Genomic DNA, 19,138 nt, shown 5'->3' on the forward strand with positions numbered 1-19,138 from the left:
TCAGGCCTCCTGCCGCTGACGGGCAAACGCCAGACGCACACGCAGCAACGCGCCGAGATGATACAGCACCAACAGCGCAACCGCCGCGCCCAGCGGCCAGTAGAACAACTCGCGTTGCGGTTGATGGCTGAGGGTTTTCACCTGGTGCGGGGTGAGGCGATCGAGGGTGGCGTAGACCTGATCCAGTGCGTTGCGGTCCTCGGCGCGGAAGAACTGGCCGCCGGTGGTTTTGGCGATCTGTTCCAGCGCCGACAAGTTGACCTTGGCTTCACCGGACGCGCTCGGGTCACCGATGCCGATGGTGTGAATGATCACGCCTTTGTTCGCGGCCATTTCAGCGGCGTGATCCGGGGTGATCGCGCTGCTGGTGTCATTGCCGTCAGTGAGCAGGATCAGTACTTTTTCCTGCTCGTGGGCCTTGTCCAGCAGCTTCAGGCTCAATCCGATGGCGTCGCCAATCGCGGTGTTGGGGCCGGCCATGCCGATACCGGTGTCGGCCAGCAACAGCGAGAGGCTGGCGTGGTCGAGGGTCAGCGGCGCCTGCGGGTAGGCGCCGGTGCCAAACACGATCAGACCGAGGCGGTCGTCCTTGCGCTTGTCGATAAAGCCTTGCACCACCTCTTTGACGGCGGCGAGGCGATTGATCTTTTCACCGTTGGCGTTGGTGAAATCTTCGGTTTCCATTGACTGCGAGAGGTCGATGGCAAGCATCAGGTCGCGCACCGGTTGTTGCCGTTCGATCGGTTTCTCCACAAATACCGGGCGTGCGGCGGCCAGCAGAATCAATGCCCAGACGAGGACGTTCAACAGCAATTGCCAGTGATTGCGGCGGTTGCCGACGATGCCCGGCGCTTCACCGACCGCGCGACTCATGGCTGCGAAAAACGGTACGCGCACGGCGCTGCGGGCCTCGTTGTAGGCGGGCAGATAGCGGTAAGCCAGCCAAGGCAGCGGCAGCAGGAGCAACAGCCAGGGGTAATCAAGCTGCCACATGGTGATGCTCCATCCACGATTGGCAGGTGTCGAACAATGCCTGACGTTGCGGCGCGGGGAGGGCGCGCAGGGCGTCGTCGGGGGCGTAGGCGAGTTGTGCGAGTTGTTCGCTGAAGCCGGCCGGCAGCGGCTTCTTGCTGTGTTGCTGCAAAAAGACTTGCCAATCCTCCCGGCCAAGCACCGCAGGACCCTGTGGGAGCGAGCCTGCTCGCGAAGGCTGTGGCCCAGACACCATAGATGTTGAATGTGCCGGCCTCTTCGCGAGCAGGCTCGCTCCCACATTAATCGGGTTCCAGCACGGGGATTGTGTCGGCATTGAGAGGGCGACGCGTTTGAGCAGCTCCGGCAATTCGCGCAAGGCATTGAGGTCATCGCTGCGACCACGCAATTGCGCCAGACGCGCCAGGCCTTCACGCCGATAGGTGTCTCTTCTCCATTGCCGATAACGGCGGATACCGATCAGCAACGCGGCCAATATCAAAAGGGCGAGCAACACCCACCAACCCCACGTCTGCGGCGCATAGCTGACCGGCGCCGGCAGGCCCAGCTCTTTAAGCTGTTCGATGCTGGGGATCTGCGGATTCACCGTTTTGCTCCGGCACTTTTACCCAGCTCGGCGCGCAGTTGTGCGTGGGCCTCTTCGGCGGTGCTGAACATCATCAACGGCACCTGACTGCGGCGCAGCAGGGTGGCGACGTCCTTTAGCCGGCCGCTGAGGAAATCCCCCAAGGGCTGGTGCACATTGCGTTTTTCTACCGCCAATTCGACCTGCAACTCGCCTTGAGTGATCAGCAGGCGGCCATTGTTCGGCAGCTTCATCGCCAAGGGGTCATAGACCTGCAACGCGATGACATCGTTGTGCGCTGACAGCTGTCGCATCAGTTGCAAGGTACGTTCGCCGGCCCCGGCAAAGTCGCTGACGATGCAGATCAAATGATCATGTCCGGCCAGGGCGAGGCAGCGTTGCAAAACCTTGTCCAGTTGGTCTTCGTCTTCGGCGTCGGGATTGGCCGCGCTCAGTGCCCGATTCTGTTCAGCGATGCGGTTGAGCAAGGCTTCCACACGTTTACGGCTGCGCAGCGGCGCCACGCTGTCGATTCGCTGATCGTTGAACACCAGCCCGCCGACCCGGTCGCCGGCGTTGAACACCATCCATGCCGCCAACGCTGCGAGTTCGGCGCCGAGGGCGGATTTGAAGCTGCGTTGTGAGCCGAAAAACATCGACATGCGCTGATCAACGACGATCAACGCCGGGCGGTCGCGCTCTTCAGTGAATGTACGCACCACCGGTTTGCCGGTGCGCAGCGAGGCGCGCCAGTCGAGGTGACGCAAATCATCGCCCGGCTGATAGCGACGCAGCTCATCGAAATTCAAGCCACGCCCGCGCAGGCGCGAAGCATGGTTGCCGGCGAGGATGCTGCCCCGCGGCTGTCGTGCGAGAAAACTCAGGTCACGGGCCTTGAACTCCAACGCCATCAATTGCGCGAGAGAGACGTAGACCAGACCTTCGTCGTTCATGCCGGAATCGCCACTTTGTCGAGAATCCGGTCGAGCACCTGATCGGCACTGACGCCGTCGGCCACCGCGTCGTAGCTCAATTGCAGGCGATGGCGCAGAACCGGATGCACCACCGCGCGCACGTTGTCCGGCGAAACAAAGTCCTGACCCTGCAACCACGCATCGGCACGCGCGCAGCGATCCAGACCAATGCCGCCGCGTGGACTGGCGCCGATGGCAATCCAGCGCGCGAGGTCTGCGTCGTAGTCGGCGGGATGGCGGGTGGCGTTGATCAGGTCGATCAGGTAGCTGTCGATGGCCGGAGAGACATGTACCGCGCTGACTTCTTTGCGCGCGGCGAAGATCACGTCCTGCGGCAGGCTGAAACCCTTGGCGGGCGTGGTGCTGGCGCCCTGAGCGAACTCTTCGTTGCGCAGCAGGCGCAGCACCTGACTTTCGTTTTCCGCGCTCGGGTAGTCGAGCAGGACTTTCATCAGAAAACGGTCCATCTGCGCTTCCGGCAGCGGATAGGTACCTTCCTGTTCGATCGGGTTTTGCGTCGCCACCACAATAAACAGGTCGGGCAGGGCATGGCTGTTGCCGGCCACCGTAATCTGGCGTTCTTCCATGGCCTCAAGCAACGCCGCTTGCACCTTGGCCGGCGCGCGGTTGATCTCGTCGGCGAGGATCAGGTTGCCGAACAGCGGCCCCGGCTGGAAGCGGATTTCGTTTTTGCCTTCGACCTGATGCAGCACCTCGGCCCCGGTGATGTCCGACGGCAGTAGATCCGGGGTGAACTGGATGCGGCTCATCTTCGCGTCGAGGTGTTTGGCCAGTGCTTTGACCGTGCGGGTCTTGGCCAGCCCCGGCAGACTTTCCAGCAGCAAGTGACCGTTGGCCAACAGGCCGAGGAGGATCTGGCGGATCACCTGATCCTGACCGAGTACGGCTTCGGCGATGCTGGCTTGCAGGGCATTGAGGTCGGTAAGCGCAGTCATAGGGGCAGTCCTTTGTGTCCGGTCTAGAAAAAGGCCAGGGTCAGATTGACGCTGAAGCCGTTGCCTTCAGGGCGGTTCTTGGTATCGAACTCCGGCACCCAGCGCGCACTGATATTGGCTTGCGCATCGGCAAATTTACCGGCCCAGCCGATCACCGGGCCGGCGCCCACCGAGCGTCCGCGATAGCCATTGAACGTGTCGGCGGTCTGGCCTTTGTCATCGGTGAGTTGCTGGATGTAGCCGGCCGCAATACCCGCGCTCCAGCCATTGCCAAAACCATGGGTCCACAGCGCGTCGAGGGTGAAGATGTTGCCGTTGCGATAGTCGGTGGCGTCGTTCTCGGTATAGAACTCAAGACCGCTGGACAGCGTGAGTTCGCCGCCCTTGCCATCCAGATGCGTGAACGCCACCGTTGGCATGAAGGTGTAGTTGTTCTGTCCCGGGTTGGCCAGGCGATCCTTGTTGTAGGCACCGGTTGGCACGTAGATCGGCAGCGAAAACGAGATGTGGTTCAGCTTATCGAAGTGGTAGCCGGCGGCAATCGGCGTGATCAACGCGTCGGCGAATTGCGTACCTGAGTCACTGTCCCCCAACGTCCGTCCGCGCGGGCCGGTGATGCTGGCTTTGATGTCGGTGTATTGCACGGGAATGCCCACGGCCGAGGCGTAATTCCAGCGGCCCTTGCCGGTGTCCCAGACATGAGTGAAGTTGGCCATGGTGTAGGAGACTTTCATGTCGATCCCGCCGCTGACTGCGCCGGAAATCGGTGCACCGCTACTGCCCTTGAGCGAGCCGTCGTACCAGATGCTGGTGAGCGACATGACCCAGCCCGGCTCGGGTGGGACGATCCCGGCATTGGAAAACACCTGTTGACCGGTGATCGGTCGGCCGACGCCGCCCTCTGCTGCGTAAAGCAGAGGACTGCCGATCATGCACAGCGCCAACAGCGGGCGCACTACATTGGGCTTGATCATCAAAAACTCCGCTTATTGTTTTGAAAGGGTCGGGTTGAGCAACGGCATTTTCCATTCACCACTGGCGACTTCTGGTTTCGGCAGATAAAGACGCAAGATGCCGTAGAACGGCCCGTTCGGCGCTGGCAGCCAGTTGGCCTGTTTGTCTTTGCCGGGATTGCTGTGCTGGACATAGAGGGTCAAGCCACCGTCGGCGTCGAGCGCGAGATCCGGCAGCATTCGCGAGTTGATCAGGTAGCGATTCAACGGATTGGCCACCAACAGTTTGGTTTTGCCGTCGTACATCGTCAGCGACCAGAACGCGTCCGCCGGGGGCAGGGCGCCCCTGTCGAAATGCAGGGTGTAATCGTGTTTCGAGGCGTCGGCTGGCTGACCGTCCTTGTCGACGAAATAGCCGATGTAATTCGCTTCTTCAGCGGAGTTGCCAAAGATGCCCATGTTGGCGCCGGCGTAGCGGTACAGGTAATTGCCCTTGAGGTGATCGCGGGTGCCGAAGAAATCCCCGCTGGTCACTTGATGGGTGTCGACCTTGTCTTTTTTGAACGCGGCAAATTCGGCTTTGGCATCGCTGATGCCGTCTTCGAGCGCTTTGCGTTGCTCGACGGAGAGTTTCTTCAGGTCGAACGGCTGGCCGGCGCCGATGCCGATTGTGCTGAAGCGTGCGAGCAGATCCTTCTCGACATCCTGCGGCGGCGTGAATGCCAGCATGAAATTCAGGTAACGAAACAGGTCCGGGGTTTCGCTCATGGTCGGCGTCGGTTTCGGCCAGCTGACCTTGGGTGCCGGCGCCGGGGCTTTTTGTTTGACGTACTGACTGAGGGTTTCGACCTTGTAGCCTTTCTGGATCTGCTTGACCTTGGCCAGGTCCTTTTCATCGAACAACTGCGTGCGGTACAGCGCGTAGGTGATGTTGCTTTCGCTGCGCAGCAGGCGGTCGATGTTGACCGGTTGCTGACCTTGCCAGTCAGGCCCGGCAATCATGAAATGACCACCGTTGTTACCCGTGCTCCGCGTGCCCAGATAAGCGAAGTTCTGCGTGTAGGCGTCGATCAGCTGCACCGAGTAATAACGGTGTTCTTCGATCGGCGGCAGGGTCAGGATCAGCGGCTCGGTGCGCAAGTCCATCCAGACGAAGGAGTAGGGTGTGTCGGCGTTGGGCGTGACAAACGCAGTGTCTTTGGCGGTGAATGCTTTGGCAGTGTTGCCGATCTGGTTCAGCGGGGCCTTGTAGTTGGGGCTTTTACTGTCGATGGCCTGGGTGTAGAGGGTTTTGTACATCTCGACCACCGGGAAACCGTAGAGGTACGCGTCCTTGGCGATACTGCGCGCTTCCTGCAGGTCGGCAGGGAAATCCTGGGCGCCGACGCCGCAACTGACAAACATCGTCATCAAGCTGAAACCGGCGGCTTTGAGGGTTGCGTGCATAGCGAATTCCTTATTTGCCGAACGTCACGTTAAGACCGGCATAGAGGGTGAACTGCGGTAGGCCATCGCCCTTGCGGTCGGCCGTCCACTGCGGCTCGACGAAGGCGTTGAGAATATTGCTGCCGGACTTCCAGGCTTTGCCGAAACCTAGGCCGATCGGGATGTAGTGCGTGTCGTTTTTCAGGTCGAAAGTCCAGGTGCCGGTGGAGCGCAGATACCAGCCTTTTTCCAGGTTATGGATGATGAAGGGCTGCAGGGTTGCGCTTTCGACATGGGGGCGATCGTTGTCGCCGGCAAACGAGCTTTGGTACTGCACCAGCGCGCCGAGCAGGCCGCGTGGTGAGGCATCGATAGCCACCGCAGCCAGACCCCCTTGCCACTTCCCGGTGCCGAGTTCGTCCTGTTCGGCGGTCGGCGCGGTGATCAACGGGCCTACGCCCAGTTGCACGCCTTCGGATTTAAGAATGAAAATATCGAACAGGTTCAGATCGCCGATGCCGGTGCTGTAACCCTTGTGCGGATCGGGGCGGGTGCTGATCGGCAGTGTCGCGCGGACCAGTTGCGGCACGCCGATGAAATCGTTCGGGGCAATCGGCAGGGTGCCGCGCAGCAACACGTCATTGGTGTGCGCGTTGCTGTCGTAAAGCTTAGGGGTGTAGTAATCCTGCAGATTCGCGCCGGGGGCGATGTTCAACGGGTTGTTGCTCTTGTTCGAGTCCTCGGCGTTATCCGCCTGCGCGCAACACGCAGCCGCCAGCGAACTCGCCAGAAAAAGAGTCTTCCCCACTCGATTGAACATCATCCCCGATTCCCTGGTGGCTTTTGGATACTTGGCACTTCGCGGCCGTTACTGCGTAATCCCTTTCTTATCAAGCCTGTAGGACACGTCTGAATGACGCTAGCAGCTAATCGGGAGTTAGCCAGGCGAATGGATTAATTCTTTGGTTTTGTGTACGGGGTCACAGGTGATTGTGTACCAACTATTCCATTGCTTACGGTGTAGGAGCTGTCGAGTGAAACGAGGCTGCGATCTTTTGATCTTGTTTTTTAAATGCAAAATCAAAAGATCGTCCGATCGCGGCCCGAGCCTTCGGCAGCTCCTACCTGTGCGTATTTCAATTCGGGATGTTTAAAGGTTGTTTTGAATTTGCGGAACGTTCCCACAAGGTTTTCAGGTTGTCCGTCGGACGTCGGGTCTCTAGCCTGTGTTCGTCGCTGCCAAATCAGCGACCGGGACTGGAAACCCCGACGGGTATTAGTGGCGCGTACACGCCTTTCATAACGTATCCTTGCGCACTTCGAATGTGTGCAGTCCGTTATGGCGGCTGTGCGCGGGAGACCTTCGGGTCGACCGGGTCGCCGCTGCCCGGGTTTCCAACCTGCGTACAGCTGCCACCTCTTCGTCCGGAAACCGAATGGGACAGCTCCAACTTTCAGCGGAGTTACACCATGAAAAAACCAACACCCAATCCCCCAGAATCAGACGCCGACAGCACATCCCCCTACGCCTCGGTCGACAGTAAAAAACTCCACGAAGCCGCCGACCGCGCCCTCGACTACTACCTCAATCCCGCCGCCCGCATCATGTCCAGCGCCAACGAGCCGGAACCCATGTACCTCGCCAATCCCAGGTACAACACCGAATCTCTTCTAGCCAACGCCAGCGAAACCCTCGGCTCGGCCAGCGAAATGCTGATGAATTTCGCCGCATCGCTGGAAACCTCACAGCGCAAGACTGCACTGGGGATCGCACAGGTCGTCATGCTGGGGGAACTGGCCGTCAACCAAGCCCTCGATCACGTCGAACTCAAAAACTGATCGCTCTTGAATGATCATTCCCACGCTCTGCGTGGGAATGCGGCCCTTGACGCTCTGCGTCAAATTCGCAAGCTGGAACGCGGAGCGTCCCTTGAATCACGGTCGGGCATAACCGTGACAATTGCAGGAGCAAAGGTTTGATAAGGAAGATGGTTACAAACAGGCGGATTAGCCTATGGCTGGTGGCAGTTTTATCCGTCAATGCGGTCTTTTTGGCTTTTCTGATTTTTGGTGATATCGGGAAAGGGCACGACAGGAAAATGATCAAAACCAAAGAGCCGTTGCTGATTGAAGGGCCAAATGGCGACGAGAACTACTATGTTCTGCCTTTGGGCACTACGCTTTATCACGATAAAAGCTTTCGTGAAGGGCATGACCGTTATGTGGTGTATCTCAACCATAAAGGCGCAATTGCACACGAAGAAGTAACCATGAGGCCTGAGTATGGCGGTTCATTTATCGATCCGCTCTGGCTGGACAATGTTGATGAGGAAACCTTGAAAGAAACTTTCAAACGTTTTCCGCTTTCCAGAACAGATGTCGCCGCTGCGATCAAGGCCAATGAAATAACCAAGGATGATCTGGCTGACATCATCCGCACTATGCCCGACTGATCGGTTCCATAGCTGTCGAGTGAAACGACGCTGCGATCTTTTGATCTTGTGTTTTAAGAACAGAATCAAAAGATCGCAGCCTTCGGCAGCTCCTACATGGGGATATCTGGTTCAGCTGTTTTTCTTGGCTTGTTCGCGAACGCGTTCTTCTTGCGCACGCGCTTCGGGGGTGAACTCGGCGCCGAAGTCTTCGGCAGAAAAAATCTGGCGGATTTCAATATCAGAATCGCCTGACATTGGGTTAGGGCAGCGCTTCACCCATTCGATGGCTTCTTCTTTGGATTTCACTTCCCAGATCCAGTAACCGGCCACCAGTTCTTTGGTCTCGATGAACGGCCCGTCGATGACCGTGCGTTTGTCACCGGAGAAATGTACGCGCGCGCCTTTGCTGCTCGGGTGCAGGCCGTCGGCATCGATGAGAATGCCGGCCTTGACCAGTTCTTCGTTGAAGTTGCCCATCGCGGTGATCAGCTCTTCACTGGGCATGATGCCGGCTTCCGAGTCGACGCTGGCTTTTACAAGGATCATGAAGCGCATGGCGGTTACTCCGTGGATTGTGGGGATTCGTTGTTTAGTCGAACGAGCCAGCGGTGAATCGACAGGGTCTCTGAATAAAAGACCAGTAACACCACAGAATCCAATGTGGGAGCGAGCCTGCTCGCGAAGAGGTCGTCACATTCAACATTTATGCTGACTGATCCAGCGCCTTCGCGAGCAGGCTCGCTCCCACATGGGGAATTGCGCTGGTTTTGTATACAATTTTTCAGGCAGGCACCCAACAATTTCGAAACAGGGCATAGGTCGTCGGACAATTTCGTGGTTAACTTCGGCCTCTTGCATGCTTTCCAATCAAAACATCAGAAGGACTCAAGTCATGGCTCAAGTCACCCTTAAAGGCAATCTGGTTCAAGTCAATGGCCAGTTGCCACAAGCCGGTTCCAAGGCGCCAGCCTTTTCTCTGGTTGCCGGCAATCTGTCCGACGTCACCCTGAAAGACTTTGCCGGCAAGCGCAAAGTGCTGAACATCTTCCCAAGCGTCGACACCCCGACCTGCGCCACTTCCGTGCGCAAGTTCAACGCTCAGGCCAACGACATCAGCAACACCGTGGTGCTGTGCATCTCGGCTGACCTGCCGTTCGCTCAAGCGCGTTTCTGCGGCGCCGAAGGTCTGGAAAACGTCCAGAACCTGTCGACCCTGCGCGGTGCCGAGTTCATCGAAAACTACGGTGTGGCCATCGCTGACGGCCCGCTGAAAGGTCTGACCGCCCGTGCCGTCGTGGTTCTGGACGAAAACGACAATGTTCTGCACAGCGAACTGGTCAAGGAAATCGCTGAAGAGCCTAACTACGACGCCGCTCTGGCCGTATTGAAGTAAGCTCTGCCACAAAGCTTTTACAATTGTTAACGGCCTGGCCCTGTCCAGGCCGTTTTCATTTGTGTATCAGTGTTTTGCCTCACACCTTGAAACGTAAGGTGTAAGTAAATTGCCGGTAAAGCTGCTTTGCTAATTCCCCATCAGTGCTTATCGTTCAGCCTCCCGTAAAAGAAGCCCACGCGCCCAATGGTTAATCACTCCATGCAATCGTCCCCCCGTAACTCCCGTCGCTGGCTGATCAGCCTGCTTGTCCTGTTGGTGATCGCCGTCCTGTGCTGGAAATTCTGGCCCGCCGGTTCAGCCCACAAGGAGGGCGCAGACAAGGCTGCGGCCGGGCACACCGGGCGTTCGGGAATGATGCGGCCGGGCTTCGGTGGCGGCGCCGGGCCAATTCCGGTGCGCGTGGCTCCGGCGGTTACCGGTGATTTCCCGCTGTATTACAAGGCGCTGGGTACGGTGACCGCGCTCAACACCATCAATGTGCGCAGCCGGGTGGGCGGCGAGCTGGTCAAGATCAATTTCGAAGAAGGCCAGATGGTCAAGGCCGGCGACCTGTTGGCCGAGATTGATCCACGACCGTACCAGAACGCCTTGCTGCAGGCCGAAGGCACCTTGCTGCAGAATCAGGCGCAATTGAAAAACGCTCAGGTCGATGTCGAGCGTTATCGTGGTCTGTACAAAGAGGACAGCATCGCCAAACAGACGCTGGACACCGCCGAAGCACTGGTCGGTCAGTATCTGGGCACGGTCAAGACCAATCAGGCCGCGGTCAACGATGCCAAGCTCAATCTCGAATTCACCAAGATCCGTGCACCGATTGCCGGCCGCGTCGGTCTGCGTCAGGTCGACGTCGGTAACCTTGTCACCGCCAATGACACCACGTTCCTCGCTGTTATCACTCAGACGCAACCGATCAGCGTCGCTTTCACCCTGCCGGAAAATAGCCTGGAAACCGTGCTCGCCCGTTATCGCAGTGGCGCCAAGCTGCCAGCCGAAGCGTGGGATCGCGGCGACACCAAACTGCAAGCCACCGGCGTGCTGCAAAGCCTCGACAACCAGATCGACGTCGCCACCGGCACCCTGAAGTTCAAGGCCCGCTACGAAAACCGCGATCAGGCGCTGTTCCCCAACCAGTTCGTCAACGTGCACTTGCTGGCTGACACACTGAAAGGCGTAGTGCTGGCACCGTCAGCGGCCATCCAGTTCGGTACCAACGGCACCTTCGTTTATGCGCTGGACGGCGACAAGAAAGTCACCATTCGCCAATTGAAGATTGGCGCCAGTGATGGCGAAAACACCGTGGTCACCGAAGGCCTGGCTGCCGGCGACCGCGTGGTGCTGGAAGGTACTGACCGTCTGAAGGAGGGCAGTGAAGTGGAAGTGGTCAACGACAGCAATCAAGTGCCGACCACCCCGACCGAACACCTGCAAGGCAAATCTGCCGCCACCCCGATTGACGCTGCTGTCACCGACAAGGCCAAGAAGGGCGCATGAACATTTCGCGGCTGTTCATCCTCCGACCGGTAGCCACCACCCTGAGCATGCTGGCCATTGTTCTGGCCGGCCTGATCGCTTACCGCTTGCTGCCGGTGTCGGCGCTGCCACAGGTCGATTACCCGACCATCCGCGTCATGACCCTGTATCCCGGCGCCAGCCCGGACGTGATGACCAGTGCCGTGACTGCACCGCTCGAGCGGCAGTTCGGGCAGATGCCGGGCCTGACGCAAATGGCCTCGACCAGTTCCGGCGGTGCGTCGGTGCTGACGTTGCGTTTCAGTCTCGACATCAACATGGACGTCGCCGAACAGCAGGTGCAAGCCGCGATCAACGCCGCGACCAACCTGCTGCCGACCGATTTGCCGGCACCGCCGGTGTACAACAAGGTCAACCCGGCGGACACCCCGGTATTGACCCTGGCCATCACTTCCAAAACCATGCTGCTGCCCAAGCTCAATGACCTGGTCGATACGCGCATGGCGCAGAAAATCGCCCAGATCAGCGGCGTCGGCATGGTCAGCATTGCCGGTGGTCAGCGTCAGGCCGTGCGTATCAAGGTCAACCCTGAGGCGCTGGCGGCCAACAGCCTCAACCTGTCGGACGTGCGCACCCTGATCGGCGCCTCCAACGTCAATCAGCCGAAAGGCAACTTCGACGGCCCGACGCGGGTGTCGATGCTCGATGCCAACGACCAACTGACCTCGCCCGAGGACTACGCCAACCTGATTCTCGCCTACAAAAACGGTGCGCCGTTGCGACTCAAGGACGTGGCGGAAATCGTCGATGGCGCCGAAAACGAACGCCTCGCTGCGTGGGCCAACCTGAATCAGGCCGTGTTGCTGAACATCCAGCGGCAGCCGGGTGCCAACGTGATCGAGGTGGTCGACCGCATCAAGGCGCTGCTGCCGAGCATCACCGATAACCTGCCGGCCGGCCTCGAAGTAACGGTGCTGACCGACCGCACGCAGACCATCCGCGCCTCGGTCACCGACGTACAACACGAATTGCTCATCGCCATCGCCCTGGTGGTGATGGTGACCTTCCTGTTCCTGCGTCGCGCCAGTGCCACGATTATTCCGTCGGTGGCCGTGCCGCTGTCGCTGATCGGCACCTTCGGCGTGATGTATCTGGCCGGGTTCTCGGTCAACAACCTGACCCTGATGGCCCTGACCATCGCCACCGGTTTCGTCGTCGACGATGCGATCGTCATGCTGGAGAACATTTCGCGCTTCATCGAAGAAGGCGACAGCCCGATGCAGGCCGCGCTCAAAGGCGCCAAACAGATCGGCTTCACCCTGATCTCCCTGACGCTGTCGCTGATTGCGGTACTGATTCCGCTGCTGTTCATGGCCGATGTCGTCGGGCGCTTGTTCCGCGAATTCGCCATCACCCTGGCGGTAGCGATCCTGATTTCGCTGGTGGTCTCGCTGACCCTGACGCCGATGATGTGCGCGCGTCTGCTCAAGCGTGAACCGGAAGCACATGAGCAAGGCCGTTTCTACCGGGCCAGCGGTGCTGTCATCGACTGGATGATCGCCGAATATGGGCGGATGCTGCGCTGGGTGCTCAAGCACCAGCCACTGACCTTGCTGGTGGCTATCGGCACACTGGCGTTGACCGTGTTCCTCTATATGGTCGTGCCGAAAGGCTTCTTTCCGGTACAGGACACGGGGGTGATTCAGGGTATTTCCGAAGCACCACAGTCGATTTCCTTTGCGGCCATGGGCGAGCGGCAACAGGCGCTGGCGAAAGTCATTCTCGAAGATCCGGCGGTACAGAGCCTGTCGTCCTACATCGGTGTCGACGGCGATAACGCCACGCTCAACAGCGGGCGCTTGCTGATCAACCTCAAGCCCCATGGTGAGCGTGATCTGTCGGCCACTGAAGTGATCGCGCGTCTGCAACCGCAACTGGACAAACTGGTCGGCATTCGCCTGTTCATGCAGCCGGTGCAGGACCTGACCATCGAAGACCGTGTCAGCCGCACCCAATATCAGTTCAGCATGTCGTCGCCGGACTCCGAACTGCTCAGTCAATGGAGCGGCCGTCTGGTCGAAGCGCTGGCACAACGTCCGGAACTGACCGACGTTGCCAGTGATTTGCAGGACAAGGGCTTGCAGGTCTATCTGGTGATCGACCGCGATGCCGCGTCACGCCTCGGCGTCTCGGTGGCGAACATCACCGACGCGCTGTACGACGCCTTCGGCCAGCGGCAGATCTCGACCATTTACACCCAGGCCAGCCAGTACCGCGTAGTGCTGCAAGCCCAGGCCGGGGAGAAGATCGGCCCGCAGGCGCTGGACCAGATTCATGTGAAGACCACTGACGGCGCACAGGTACGCCTGTCGAGTCTGGCCCATGTCGAAGAGCGGCAGGCGCAACTGGCGATCACCCATATCGGCCAGTTCCCGGCGGTGATGATGTCGTTCAACCTGGCGCCCGGTGTGGCGCTGGGGCATGCGGTCGACATCATCGAACAGGTGCAGCAGGACATCGGCATGCCGGTCGGCGTGCAGACCCAGTTCCAGGGCGCGGCCGAAGCGTTCCAGGCCTCGCTGTCGAGCACCTTGCTGCTGATCCTGGCGGCGGTGGTGACCATGTACATCGTGCTGGGCGTGCTCTACGAGAGCTATATTCACCCGATCACCATTCTCTCGACTTTGCCGTCGGCGGCGGTCGGCGCGTTGCTGGCGCTGCTGCTCAGTGGCAATGACCTGGGCATGATCGCGATCATCGGCATCATCCTGCTGATCGGTATCGTGAAAAAGAACGCGATCATGATGATCGACTTTGCCCTCGATGCTGAACGCACCCAAGGCATGGCGCCGGAGCAGGCGATTTATCAGGCGGCACTGTTGCGCTTCCGGCCAATCCTCATGACCACGCTGGCGGCGCTGTTTGGTGCGGTGCCGTTGATGCTCGCCACCGGTTCCGGGGCTGAATTGCGTCAGCCGCTGGGTCTGGTGATGGTCGGCGGTCTGCTGGTGAGTCAGGTGCTGACGCTGTTCACCACGCCGGTGATCTATCTGTATTTCGACCGCCTCGGTCGACGCTTTGGCAAGACCAATGCTGACACTGAAGAGGTGCCGGTATGACTGTCCATACACATAACCCCTGTAGGAGTGAGCCTGCTCGCGATGAGGCCGTCACATTCAATATCAGTGGAGGCAGACACACCGCTATCGCGAGCAGGCTCACTCCTACAGGGGATGGGTGTGAACTCGGAGTTTGTGGTCAATGAACCTCTCCGGTCCTTTCATCAAGCGTCCCGTGGCGACGATGCTGCTGAGCCTGGCGATCATGCTGCTCGGCGGTGTCAGCTTCGGTCTGTTGCCGGTTTCGCCATTGCCGCAAATGGATTTCCCGGTGATCGTCGTGCAGGCCAGTCTGCCCGGTGCCAGTCCGGAGGTCATGGCCTCTACCGTGGCGACGCCGCTGGAGCGCTCGTTCGGCGCGATCGCCGGCGTCAACACCATGAGCAGCCGCTCCAGTCAGGGTTCGACCCGGGTCATTCTGCAGTTTGACCTCGACCGCGATATCAACGGTGCCGCGCGGGAAGTGCAGGCGGCGATCAACGCCTCGCGCAACCTGTTGCCGAGCGGTATGCGCAGCATGCCGACCTACAAGAAGGTCAACCCGTCGCAGGCGCCGATCATGGTGCTGTCGCTGACCTCGGACGTGCTGGAAAAAGGCCAGCTCTACGATTTGGCTTCGACCATTTTGTCCCAGAGCCTTTCGCAAGTGCAGGGCGTCGGCGAAGTGCAGATCGGTGGCAGTTCGCTGCCGGCGGTACGCATCGAACTCGAACCGCAGGCACTGAACCAGTACGGCGTAGCGCTCGACGATGTGCGCAAGACCATCGCCGATGCCAACGTGCGCCGGCCCAAGGGTTCGGTCGAGGACGGCCAGCGCTTGTGGCAGATCCAGGCCAATGACCAGCTGGAAAAAGCCAAGGATTACGAATCACTGATCATCCACTATGCCGACGGCGCCGCGCTGCGCCTCAAGGACGTGGCCAAGGTCAGTGACGGCGTCGAAGACCGCTACAACAGTGGTTTCTTCAACGATGACGCGGCCGTGCTGCTGGTGATCAACCGTCAGGCCGGCGCGAACATCATCGAGACGGTCAACGAGATCAAGGCACAGTTGCCGGCACTGCAAGCGGTGTTGCCGGCCAGCGTGAAGCTGAATCTGGCCATGGACCGCTCGCCGGTGATCAAGGCAACGTTGCATGAAGCCGAAATGACGCTGCTGATTGCCGTGGCGCTGGTGATTCTGGTGGTGTTCCTGTTTCTCGGTAACTTCCGCGCCTCGCTGATTCCGACATTGGCCGTGCCGGTGTCGCTGGTCGGCACCTTTGCGGTGATGTACCTCTACGGTTTCTCGCTGAACAACCTGTCGCTGATGGCGCTGATTCTCGCCACCGGCCTAGTGGTGGACGACGCCATTGTTGTACTGGAGAACATCTCGCGGCATATCGACGAGGGCGTCAAACCGATGCAGGCCGCGTACCTCGGGGCCAAGGAAGTCGGTTTTACCTTGCTGTCGATGAACGTTTCGCTGGTCGCAGTGTTCCTGTCGATTCTGTTTATGGGCGGCATCGTCGAGAGCCTGTTCCGTGAGTTTTCCATCACCTTGGCGGCGGCCATCGTCGTGTCGCTGGTGGTTTCGCTGACGCTGACACCGATGCTCTGCGCCCGTTGGCTGAAGCCACACACGCCGGGGCAGGAAAATCGCCTGCAACGCTGGAGCCGCCGCACCAACGACTGGATGGTCGGCAAATACGCCACCAGCCTCGACTGGGTGTTGCGCCACCGGCGCCTGACGTTGCTCAGCCTGCTGATCACCGTCGCGGTCAACGTTGCGCTGTATGTAGTGGTGCCGAAAACCTTTATGCCACAGCAGGACACGGGCCAATTGATCGGTTTCGTACGCGGCGACGACGGCCTGTCGTTCAGTGTGATGCAGCCGAAAATGGAAATCTTCCGCCGCGCCGTGCTCAAGGACGAAGCGGTGGAAAGTGTTGCCGGGTTCATTGGCGGCACCAACGGCACCAATAACGCCTTCATGCTGGTACGTCTGAAGCCAATCAAGGAACGCCAGCTCAACGCGCAGAAAGTCATCGAACGCCTGCGCAAGGAAATGCCCAAGGTCCCCGGTGCGCAATTGATGCTGATGGCCGATCAGGACCTGCAATTCGGCGGCGGCCGCGAACAGACTACCTCGCAGTACAGCTACATCCTGCAAAGTGGCGATCTGGGTGAGTTACGCAAGTGGTATCCAAAAGTGGTTGCCGCGTTAAGGGCGTTGCCTGAGCTGACCGCGATCGACGCGCGCGAAGGCAAGGGTGCCCAGCAAGTGACGTTGATCGTCGACCGCGATCAGGCCAAGCGCCTGGGGATCGACATGGACATGGTTACCTCGGTGTTGAACAACGCCTACAGCCAGCGGCAGATTTCGACGATCTATGACAGCCTCAACCAGTATCAGGTGGTGATGGAGGTCAATCCGAAATACGCCCAGGACCCGGTGACGCTCAAGCAGGTTCAGGTGATCACCGCTGACGGTGCGCGGGTGCCGCTGTCGACGATCGCTCATTATGAGAGCAGCCTGGAAGATGACCGCGTCAGCCACGAAGGCCAGTTCGCCTCCGAAGACATTTCCTTCGACATGGCCGAAGGCGTGACGGTGGAGCAGGGCAGTGCCGCCATCGAACGGGCGATTGCCAAGTTGGGTCTGCCGGAAGATGTCATCGCGAAAATGGCCGGTACCGCCGACGCTTTTGCCGCGACGCAGAAGAGCCAGCCGTTCATGATTCTGGGGGCGCTGTTGGCGGTGTATCTGGTGTTGGGCGTGCTGTATGAAAGCTACATCCATCCGCTGACGATCCTGTCGACCCTGCCGTCGGCCGGTGTTGGCGCGTTGCTGTCGATCTATGCGCTGGGCGGCGAGTTCAGCCTGATCTCGTTGCTCGGGTTGTTCCTGCTGATTGGCGTGGTGAAGAAAAACGCCATTCTGATGATCGACCTCGCGTTGCAATTGGAACGCCATCAAGGTCTGTCGCCGCTGGAGTCGATTCGCAGTGCCTGTCTGCAACGTCTGCGGCCGATTCTGATGACCACCCTGGCGGCGATTCTCGGTGCCTTGCCGTTGCTGCTCGGCCGGGCCGAGGGTGCGGAAATGCGCCAGCCGCTGGGCCTGACCATCATCGGCGGGCTGATTTTCAGCCAGGTGCTGACGCTTTACACCACACCTGTGGTTTACCTCTATCTCGACAAGCTGCGCCATCGTTTCAATAAATGGCGTGGCGTGCGCACTGACGCTGCTCTGGAAACTCCGCTATGACTGACCGTTCGCTTTTCAATCTGGCCACCGTTCGAGGCTCGCGTCTGCTGAGCCTGTCGCTGTGCGTGGCGATGCTCAGTGCCTGCGCTGTCGGCCCGGACTACCAGCGTCCGCAAACCGCTGAGATCGCTCAGTACAAAGAAGCCGAGGGCTGGACCCAGGCCAACCCCAGCGACTCGCTGGCCCGTGGTGCCTGGTGGGAGTTGTACGGCGATCAACAGCTCAACGGCTTGATCGAGAGACTCAACAATTCCAACCAGACCGTCGCGCAATCTGAAGCCCAGTACCGGCAAGCGCAGGCTTTGGTGCGCAGCGCTCGCGGGGCGTTTTACCCCAGTGTTGACTTGAGCCTGGGCAAGACCCGCTCCAGCCAAGGCACTGGCAGCAGCAGTTCGAGTCTGAGCAGTTCCTCCAGCGGCATCCGCGACACCTACAACGCTGAACTGGGCGTCAGTTGGGAAGCCGATGTCTGGGGCAAGCTGCGCCGTGGACTGGAAGCCGATGAGGCCAGCGCCCAGGCCAGTTTTGCCGATCTGGCGGCCATGCGCCTGAGCCAGCAATCGGAGCTGGTGCAGAACTACCTGCAACTGCGCGTGATCGACCAGCAGAAACGCCTGCTCGAGGCCACGGTCGCCGCCTATGAACGCTCGCTGAAAATGACCCAGAACCAGTACCGCGCCGGGGTTTCCGGGCGCGATGCGGTGGCCCAGGCGCAGACGCAACTGAAAAGTACCCAGGCCGATCTGGTCGACCTGATCTGGCAGCGCGCGCAATTCGAAAATGCGATTGCCGTGCTGACCGGGCAAGCGCCGGCGGATTTCAATATTGCCGAAGTGCAGACCATTCCGAAGTTGCCGCAGGTGCCGTTGAGCCTGCCATCACAGTTGCTGGAGCGCCGCCCGGACATCGCTTCGGCAGAGCGCTCGGTGATTGCCGCCAACGCCAACATCGGCGTGGCCAAAGCCGCGTATTACCCGGATCTGAGCCTGAGTCTGAGCGGCGGCTACAGCAGCAGCACCTCGCAAAACCTGATCAGCCTGCCTAACCGCTTCTGGTCGGTGGGACCGAAACTGGCGTTGCCGCTGTTCGACGGTGGCATTCGTTCGGCAGAAGTTGACCGCACTGAAGCGGTGTACGACCAGACCGTGGCCAAGTACCGCCAGACCGTGCTCGACGGTTTCCGCGAGGTGGAAAACTATCTGGTGCAGCTCAAGGTGTACGAAGACGAAGCAGCGGTGCGCCAGGAAGCACTCGATGCGGCGCGCGACTCCCTGCGTCTGACGGAAAACCAGTACAAGGCCGGGCTGATTGCTTACATCGATGTGGTGGTGGTGCAAGCCACGGCGCTGAGCAACGAGCGCAGCGTGCTGAATATTCTGCAGAGTCGCTTGATTGCTAGCGTGCAGCTGATTGCGGCGCTGGGCGGTGGTTGGGATGGGCAACTGGATGTCAGTGACGCCCAGTAAATCTATCCATGGTCCAGAACCTGTGGGAGCGAGCTTGCTCGCGAAGGCGTCCGAGCAGTCACTGATTGTTGATCGTTCCCACGCTCCGCGTGGGAATGCAGCCCGGGACGCTCCGCGTCCCATCCAGAGCCGAACG

General features: G+C 59.7%; 15 protein-coding genes. 7 read left to right on the plus strand and 8 right to left on the minus strand.

Annotated features, from left to right (window positions below):
- The 7 genes from M5G26_RS12220 to M5G26_RS12250 are packed head-to-tail and all read right to left on the minus strand — an operon-like array spanning position 1 to position 6,686.
- Positions 1–993 carry a vWA domain-containing protein gene (locus M5G26_RS12220; protein WP_273915470.1) on the minus strand — a complete coding sequence of 331 codons (993 nt, stop codon included), beginning with the start codon at positions 991–993 and terminating at the stop codon, positions 1–3.
- Entirely contained in the window at positions 980–1,579 is a 600-nt protein-coding gene (locus M5G26_RS12225; protein WP_273915471.1) for a DUF4381 domain-containing protein, read from the minus strand. Before M5G26_RS12225 ends, M5G26_RS12220 begins: the two co-directional genes overlap by 14 nt.
- Complete coding sequence (locus tag M5G26_RS12230; RefSeq protein WP_273915472.1) at positions 1,576–2,511, minus strand: DUF58 domain-containing protein; 936 nt, start codon at positions 2,509–2,511, stop codon at positions 1,576–1,578. Before M5G26_RS12230 ends, M5G26_RS12225 begins: the two co-directional genes overlap by 4 nt.
- Positions 2,508–3,488 carry an AAA family ATPase gene (locus M5G26_RS12235; RefSeq protein ID WP_150692648.1) on the minus strand — a complete coding sequence of 327 codons (981 nt, stop codon included), beginning with the start codon at positions 3,486–3,488 and terminating at the stop codon, positions 2,508–2,510. The genes M5G26_RS12230 and M5G26_RS12235 overlap by 4 nt, the downstream gene beginning before the upstream one ends.
- A 23-nt stretch (positions 3,489–3,511) precedes the next feature.
- Positions 3,512–4,462: a SphA family protein gene (locus M5G26_RS12240; RefSeq protein ID WP_273915473.1), complete on the minus strand. Its 951-nt coding sequence runs from the start codon at positions 4,460–4,462 to the stop codon at positions 3,512–3,514.
- A gap of 12 nt (positions 4,463–4,474) precedes the next feature.
- Positions 4,475–5,887 carry a DUF1254 domain-containing protein gene (locus tag M5G26_RS12245; RefSeq protein ID WP_273915474.1) on the minus strand — a complete coding sequence of 471 codons (1,413 nt, stop codon included), beginning with the start codon at positions 5,885–5,887 and terminating at the stop codon, positions 4,475–4,477.
- A 10-nt stretch (positions 5,888–5,897) separates the two neighbouring features.
- On the minus strand, positions 5,898–6,686 hold the full coding sequence (locus tag M5G26_RS12250) for a hypothetical protein (protein ID WP_150692818.1): 789 nt from the start codon (positions 6,684–6,686) through the stop codon (positions 5,898–5,900).
- 650 nt (positions 6,687–7,336) lie between these two features.
- On the opposite strand from M5G26_RS12250, the gene M5G26_RS12255 reads away from it, so the two are divergent.
- Positions 7,337–7,705 carry a DUF6124 family protein gene (locus M5G26_RS12255; protein WP_273915475.1) on the plus strand — a complete coding sequence of 123 codons (369 nt, stop codon included), beginning with the start codon at positions 7,337–7,339 and terminating at the stop codon, positions 7,703–7,705.
- A gap of 182 nt (positions 7,706–7,887) precedes the next feature.
- Positions 7,888–8,319 (plus strand): hypothetical protein, encoded by a 432-nt coding sequence (locus M5G26_RS12260; RefSeq protein WP_273915476.1) that lies wholly within the window; start codon positions 7,888–7,890, stop codon positions 8,317–8,319.
- A gap of 111 nt (positions 8,320–8,430) precedes the next feature.
- Here the strand turns inward: M5G26_RS12260 and M5G26_RS12265 are convergent, their stop codons facing one another.
- The gene (locus M5G26_RS12265) at positions 8,431–8,856 is read right to left on the minus strand and encodes a YciI family protein (protein WP_273915477.1); all 426 of its coding nucleotides are present in this window, start codon (positions 8,854–8,856) and stop codon (positions 8,431–8,433) included.
- Between the two features lie 337 nt (positions 8,857–9,193).
- On the opposite strand from M5G26_RS12265, the gene tpx reads away from it, so the two are divergent.
- The 5 genes from tpx (at position 9,194) to M5G26_RS12290 (ending at position 19,002) form a co-directional block, all read left to right on the plus strand.
- Positions 9,194–9,694, plus strand: coding sequence for a thiol peroxidase (tpx, locus tag M5G26_RS12270; protein WP_273915478.1), 501 nt, complete (start codon positions 9,194–9,196; stop codon positions 9,692–9,694).
- Positions 9,695–9,880: 186 nt separating this feature from the next.
- Positions 9,881–11,188 carry an MdtA/MuxA family multidrug efflux RND transporter periplasmic adaptor subunit gene (locus M5G26_RS12275; protein ID WP_273915479.1) on the plus strand — a complete coding sequence of 436 codons (1,308 nt, stop codon included), beginning with the start codon at positions 9,881–9,883 and terminating at the stop codon, positions 11,186–11,188.
- The gene (locus tag M5G26_RS12280; RefSeq protein WP_273915480.1) at positions 11,185–14,286 is read left to right on the plus strand and encodes an MdtB/MuxB family multidrug efflux RND transporter permease subunit; all 3,102 of its coding nucleotides are present in this window, start codon (positions 11,185–11,187) and stop codon (positions 14,284–14,286) included. Before M5G26_RS12275 ends, M5G26_RS12280 begins: the two co-directional genes overlap by 4 nt.
- A gap of 142 nt (positions 14,287–14,428) precedes the next feature.
- Positions 14,429–17,536, plus strand: a complete 3,108-nt coding sequence (locus M5G26_RS12285; protein ID WP_273915481.1) for an efflux RND transporter permease subunit — start codon at positions 14,429–14,431, stop codon at positions 17,534–17,536.
- Positions 17,533–19,002 carry an efflux transporter outer membrane subunit gene (locus M5G26_RS12290; RefSeq protein ID WP_150708950.1) on the plus strand — a complete coding sequence of 490 codons (1,470 nt, stop codon included), beginning with the start codon at positions 17,533–17,535 and terminating at the stop codon, positions 19,000–19,002. Before M5G26_RS12285 ends, M5G26_RS12290 begins: the two co-directional genes overlap by 4 nt.
- Positions 19,003–19,138 lie beyond the last annotated feature (136 nt).

This window comes from Pseudomonas sp. TNT2022 ID642 (assembly GCF_028656995.1).
Lineage (GTDB): Bacteria > Pseudomonadota > Gammaproteobacteria > Pseudomonadales > Pseudomonadaceae > Aquipseudomonas.

Bases quoted from the DNA above. Each gene is read 5' to 3' on its own strand.
- M5G26_RS12220 (WP_273915470.1), bottom strand. From the start codon at position 993: ATGTGGCAGCTTGATTACCCCTGGCTGTTGCTCCTGCTGCCGCTGCCT.
- M5G26_RS12230 (WP_273915472.1), bottom strand. From the start codon at position 2,511: ATGAACGACGAAGGTCTGGTCTACGTCTCTCTCGCGCAATTGATGGCG.
- M5G26_RS12235 (WP_150692648.1), bottom strand. From the start codon at position 3,488: ATGACTGCGCTTACCGACCTCAATGCCCTGCAAGCCAGCATCGCCGAA.
- M5G26_RS12240 (WP_273915473.1), bottom strand. From the start codon at position 4,462: ATGATCAAGCCCAATGTAGTGCGCCCGCTGTTGGCGCTGTGCATGATC.
- M5G26_RS12245 (WP_273915474.1), bottom strand. From the start codon at position 5,887: ATGCACGCAACCCTCAAAGCCGCCGGTTTCAGCTTGATGACGATGTTT.
- M5G26_RS12250 (WP_150692818.1), bottom strand. From the start codon at position 6,686: ATGTTCAATCGAGTGGGGAAGACTCTTTTTCTGGCGAGTTCGCTGGCG.
- M5G26_RS12255 (WP_273915475.1), top strand. From the start codon at position 7,337: ATGAAAAAACCAACACCCAATCCCCCAGAATCAGACGCCGACAGCACA.
- M5G26_RS12265 (WP_273915477.1), bottom strand. From the start codon at position 8,856: ATGCGCTTCATGATCCTTGTAAAAGCCAGCGTCGACTCGGAAGCCGGC.
- tpx (WP_273915478.1), top strand. From the start codon at position 9,194: ATGGCTCAAGTCACCCTTAAAGGCAATCTGGTTCAAGTCAATGGCCAG.
- M5G26_RS12275 (WP_273915479.1), top strand. From the start codon at position 9,881: ATGGTTAATCACTCCATGCAATCGTCCCCCCGTAACTCCCGTCGCTGG.
- M5G26_RS12280 (WP_273915480.1), top strand. From the start codon at position 11,185: ATGAACATTTCGCGGCTGTTCATCCTCCGACCGGTAGCCACCACCCTG.
- M5G26_RS12285 (WP_273915481.1), top strand. From the start codon at position 14,429: ATGAACCTCTCCGGTCCTTTCATCAAGCGTCCCGTGGCGACGATGCTG.
- M5G26_RS12290 (WP_150708950.1), top strand. From the start codon at position 17,533: ATGACTGACCGTTCGCTTTTCAATCTGGCCACCGTTCGAGGCTCGCGT.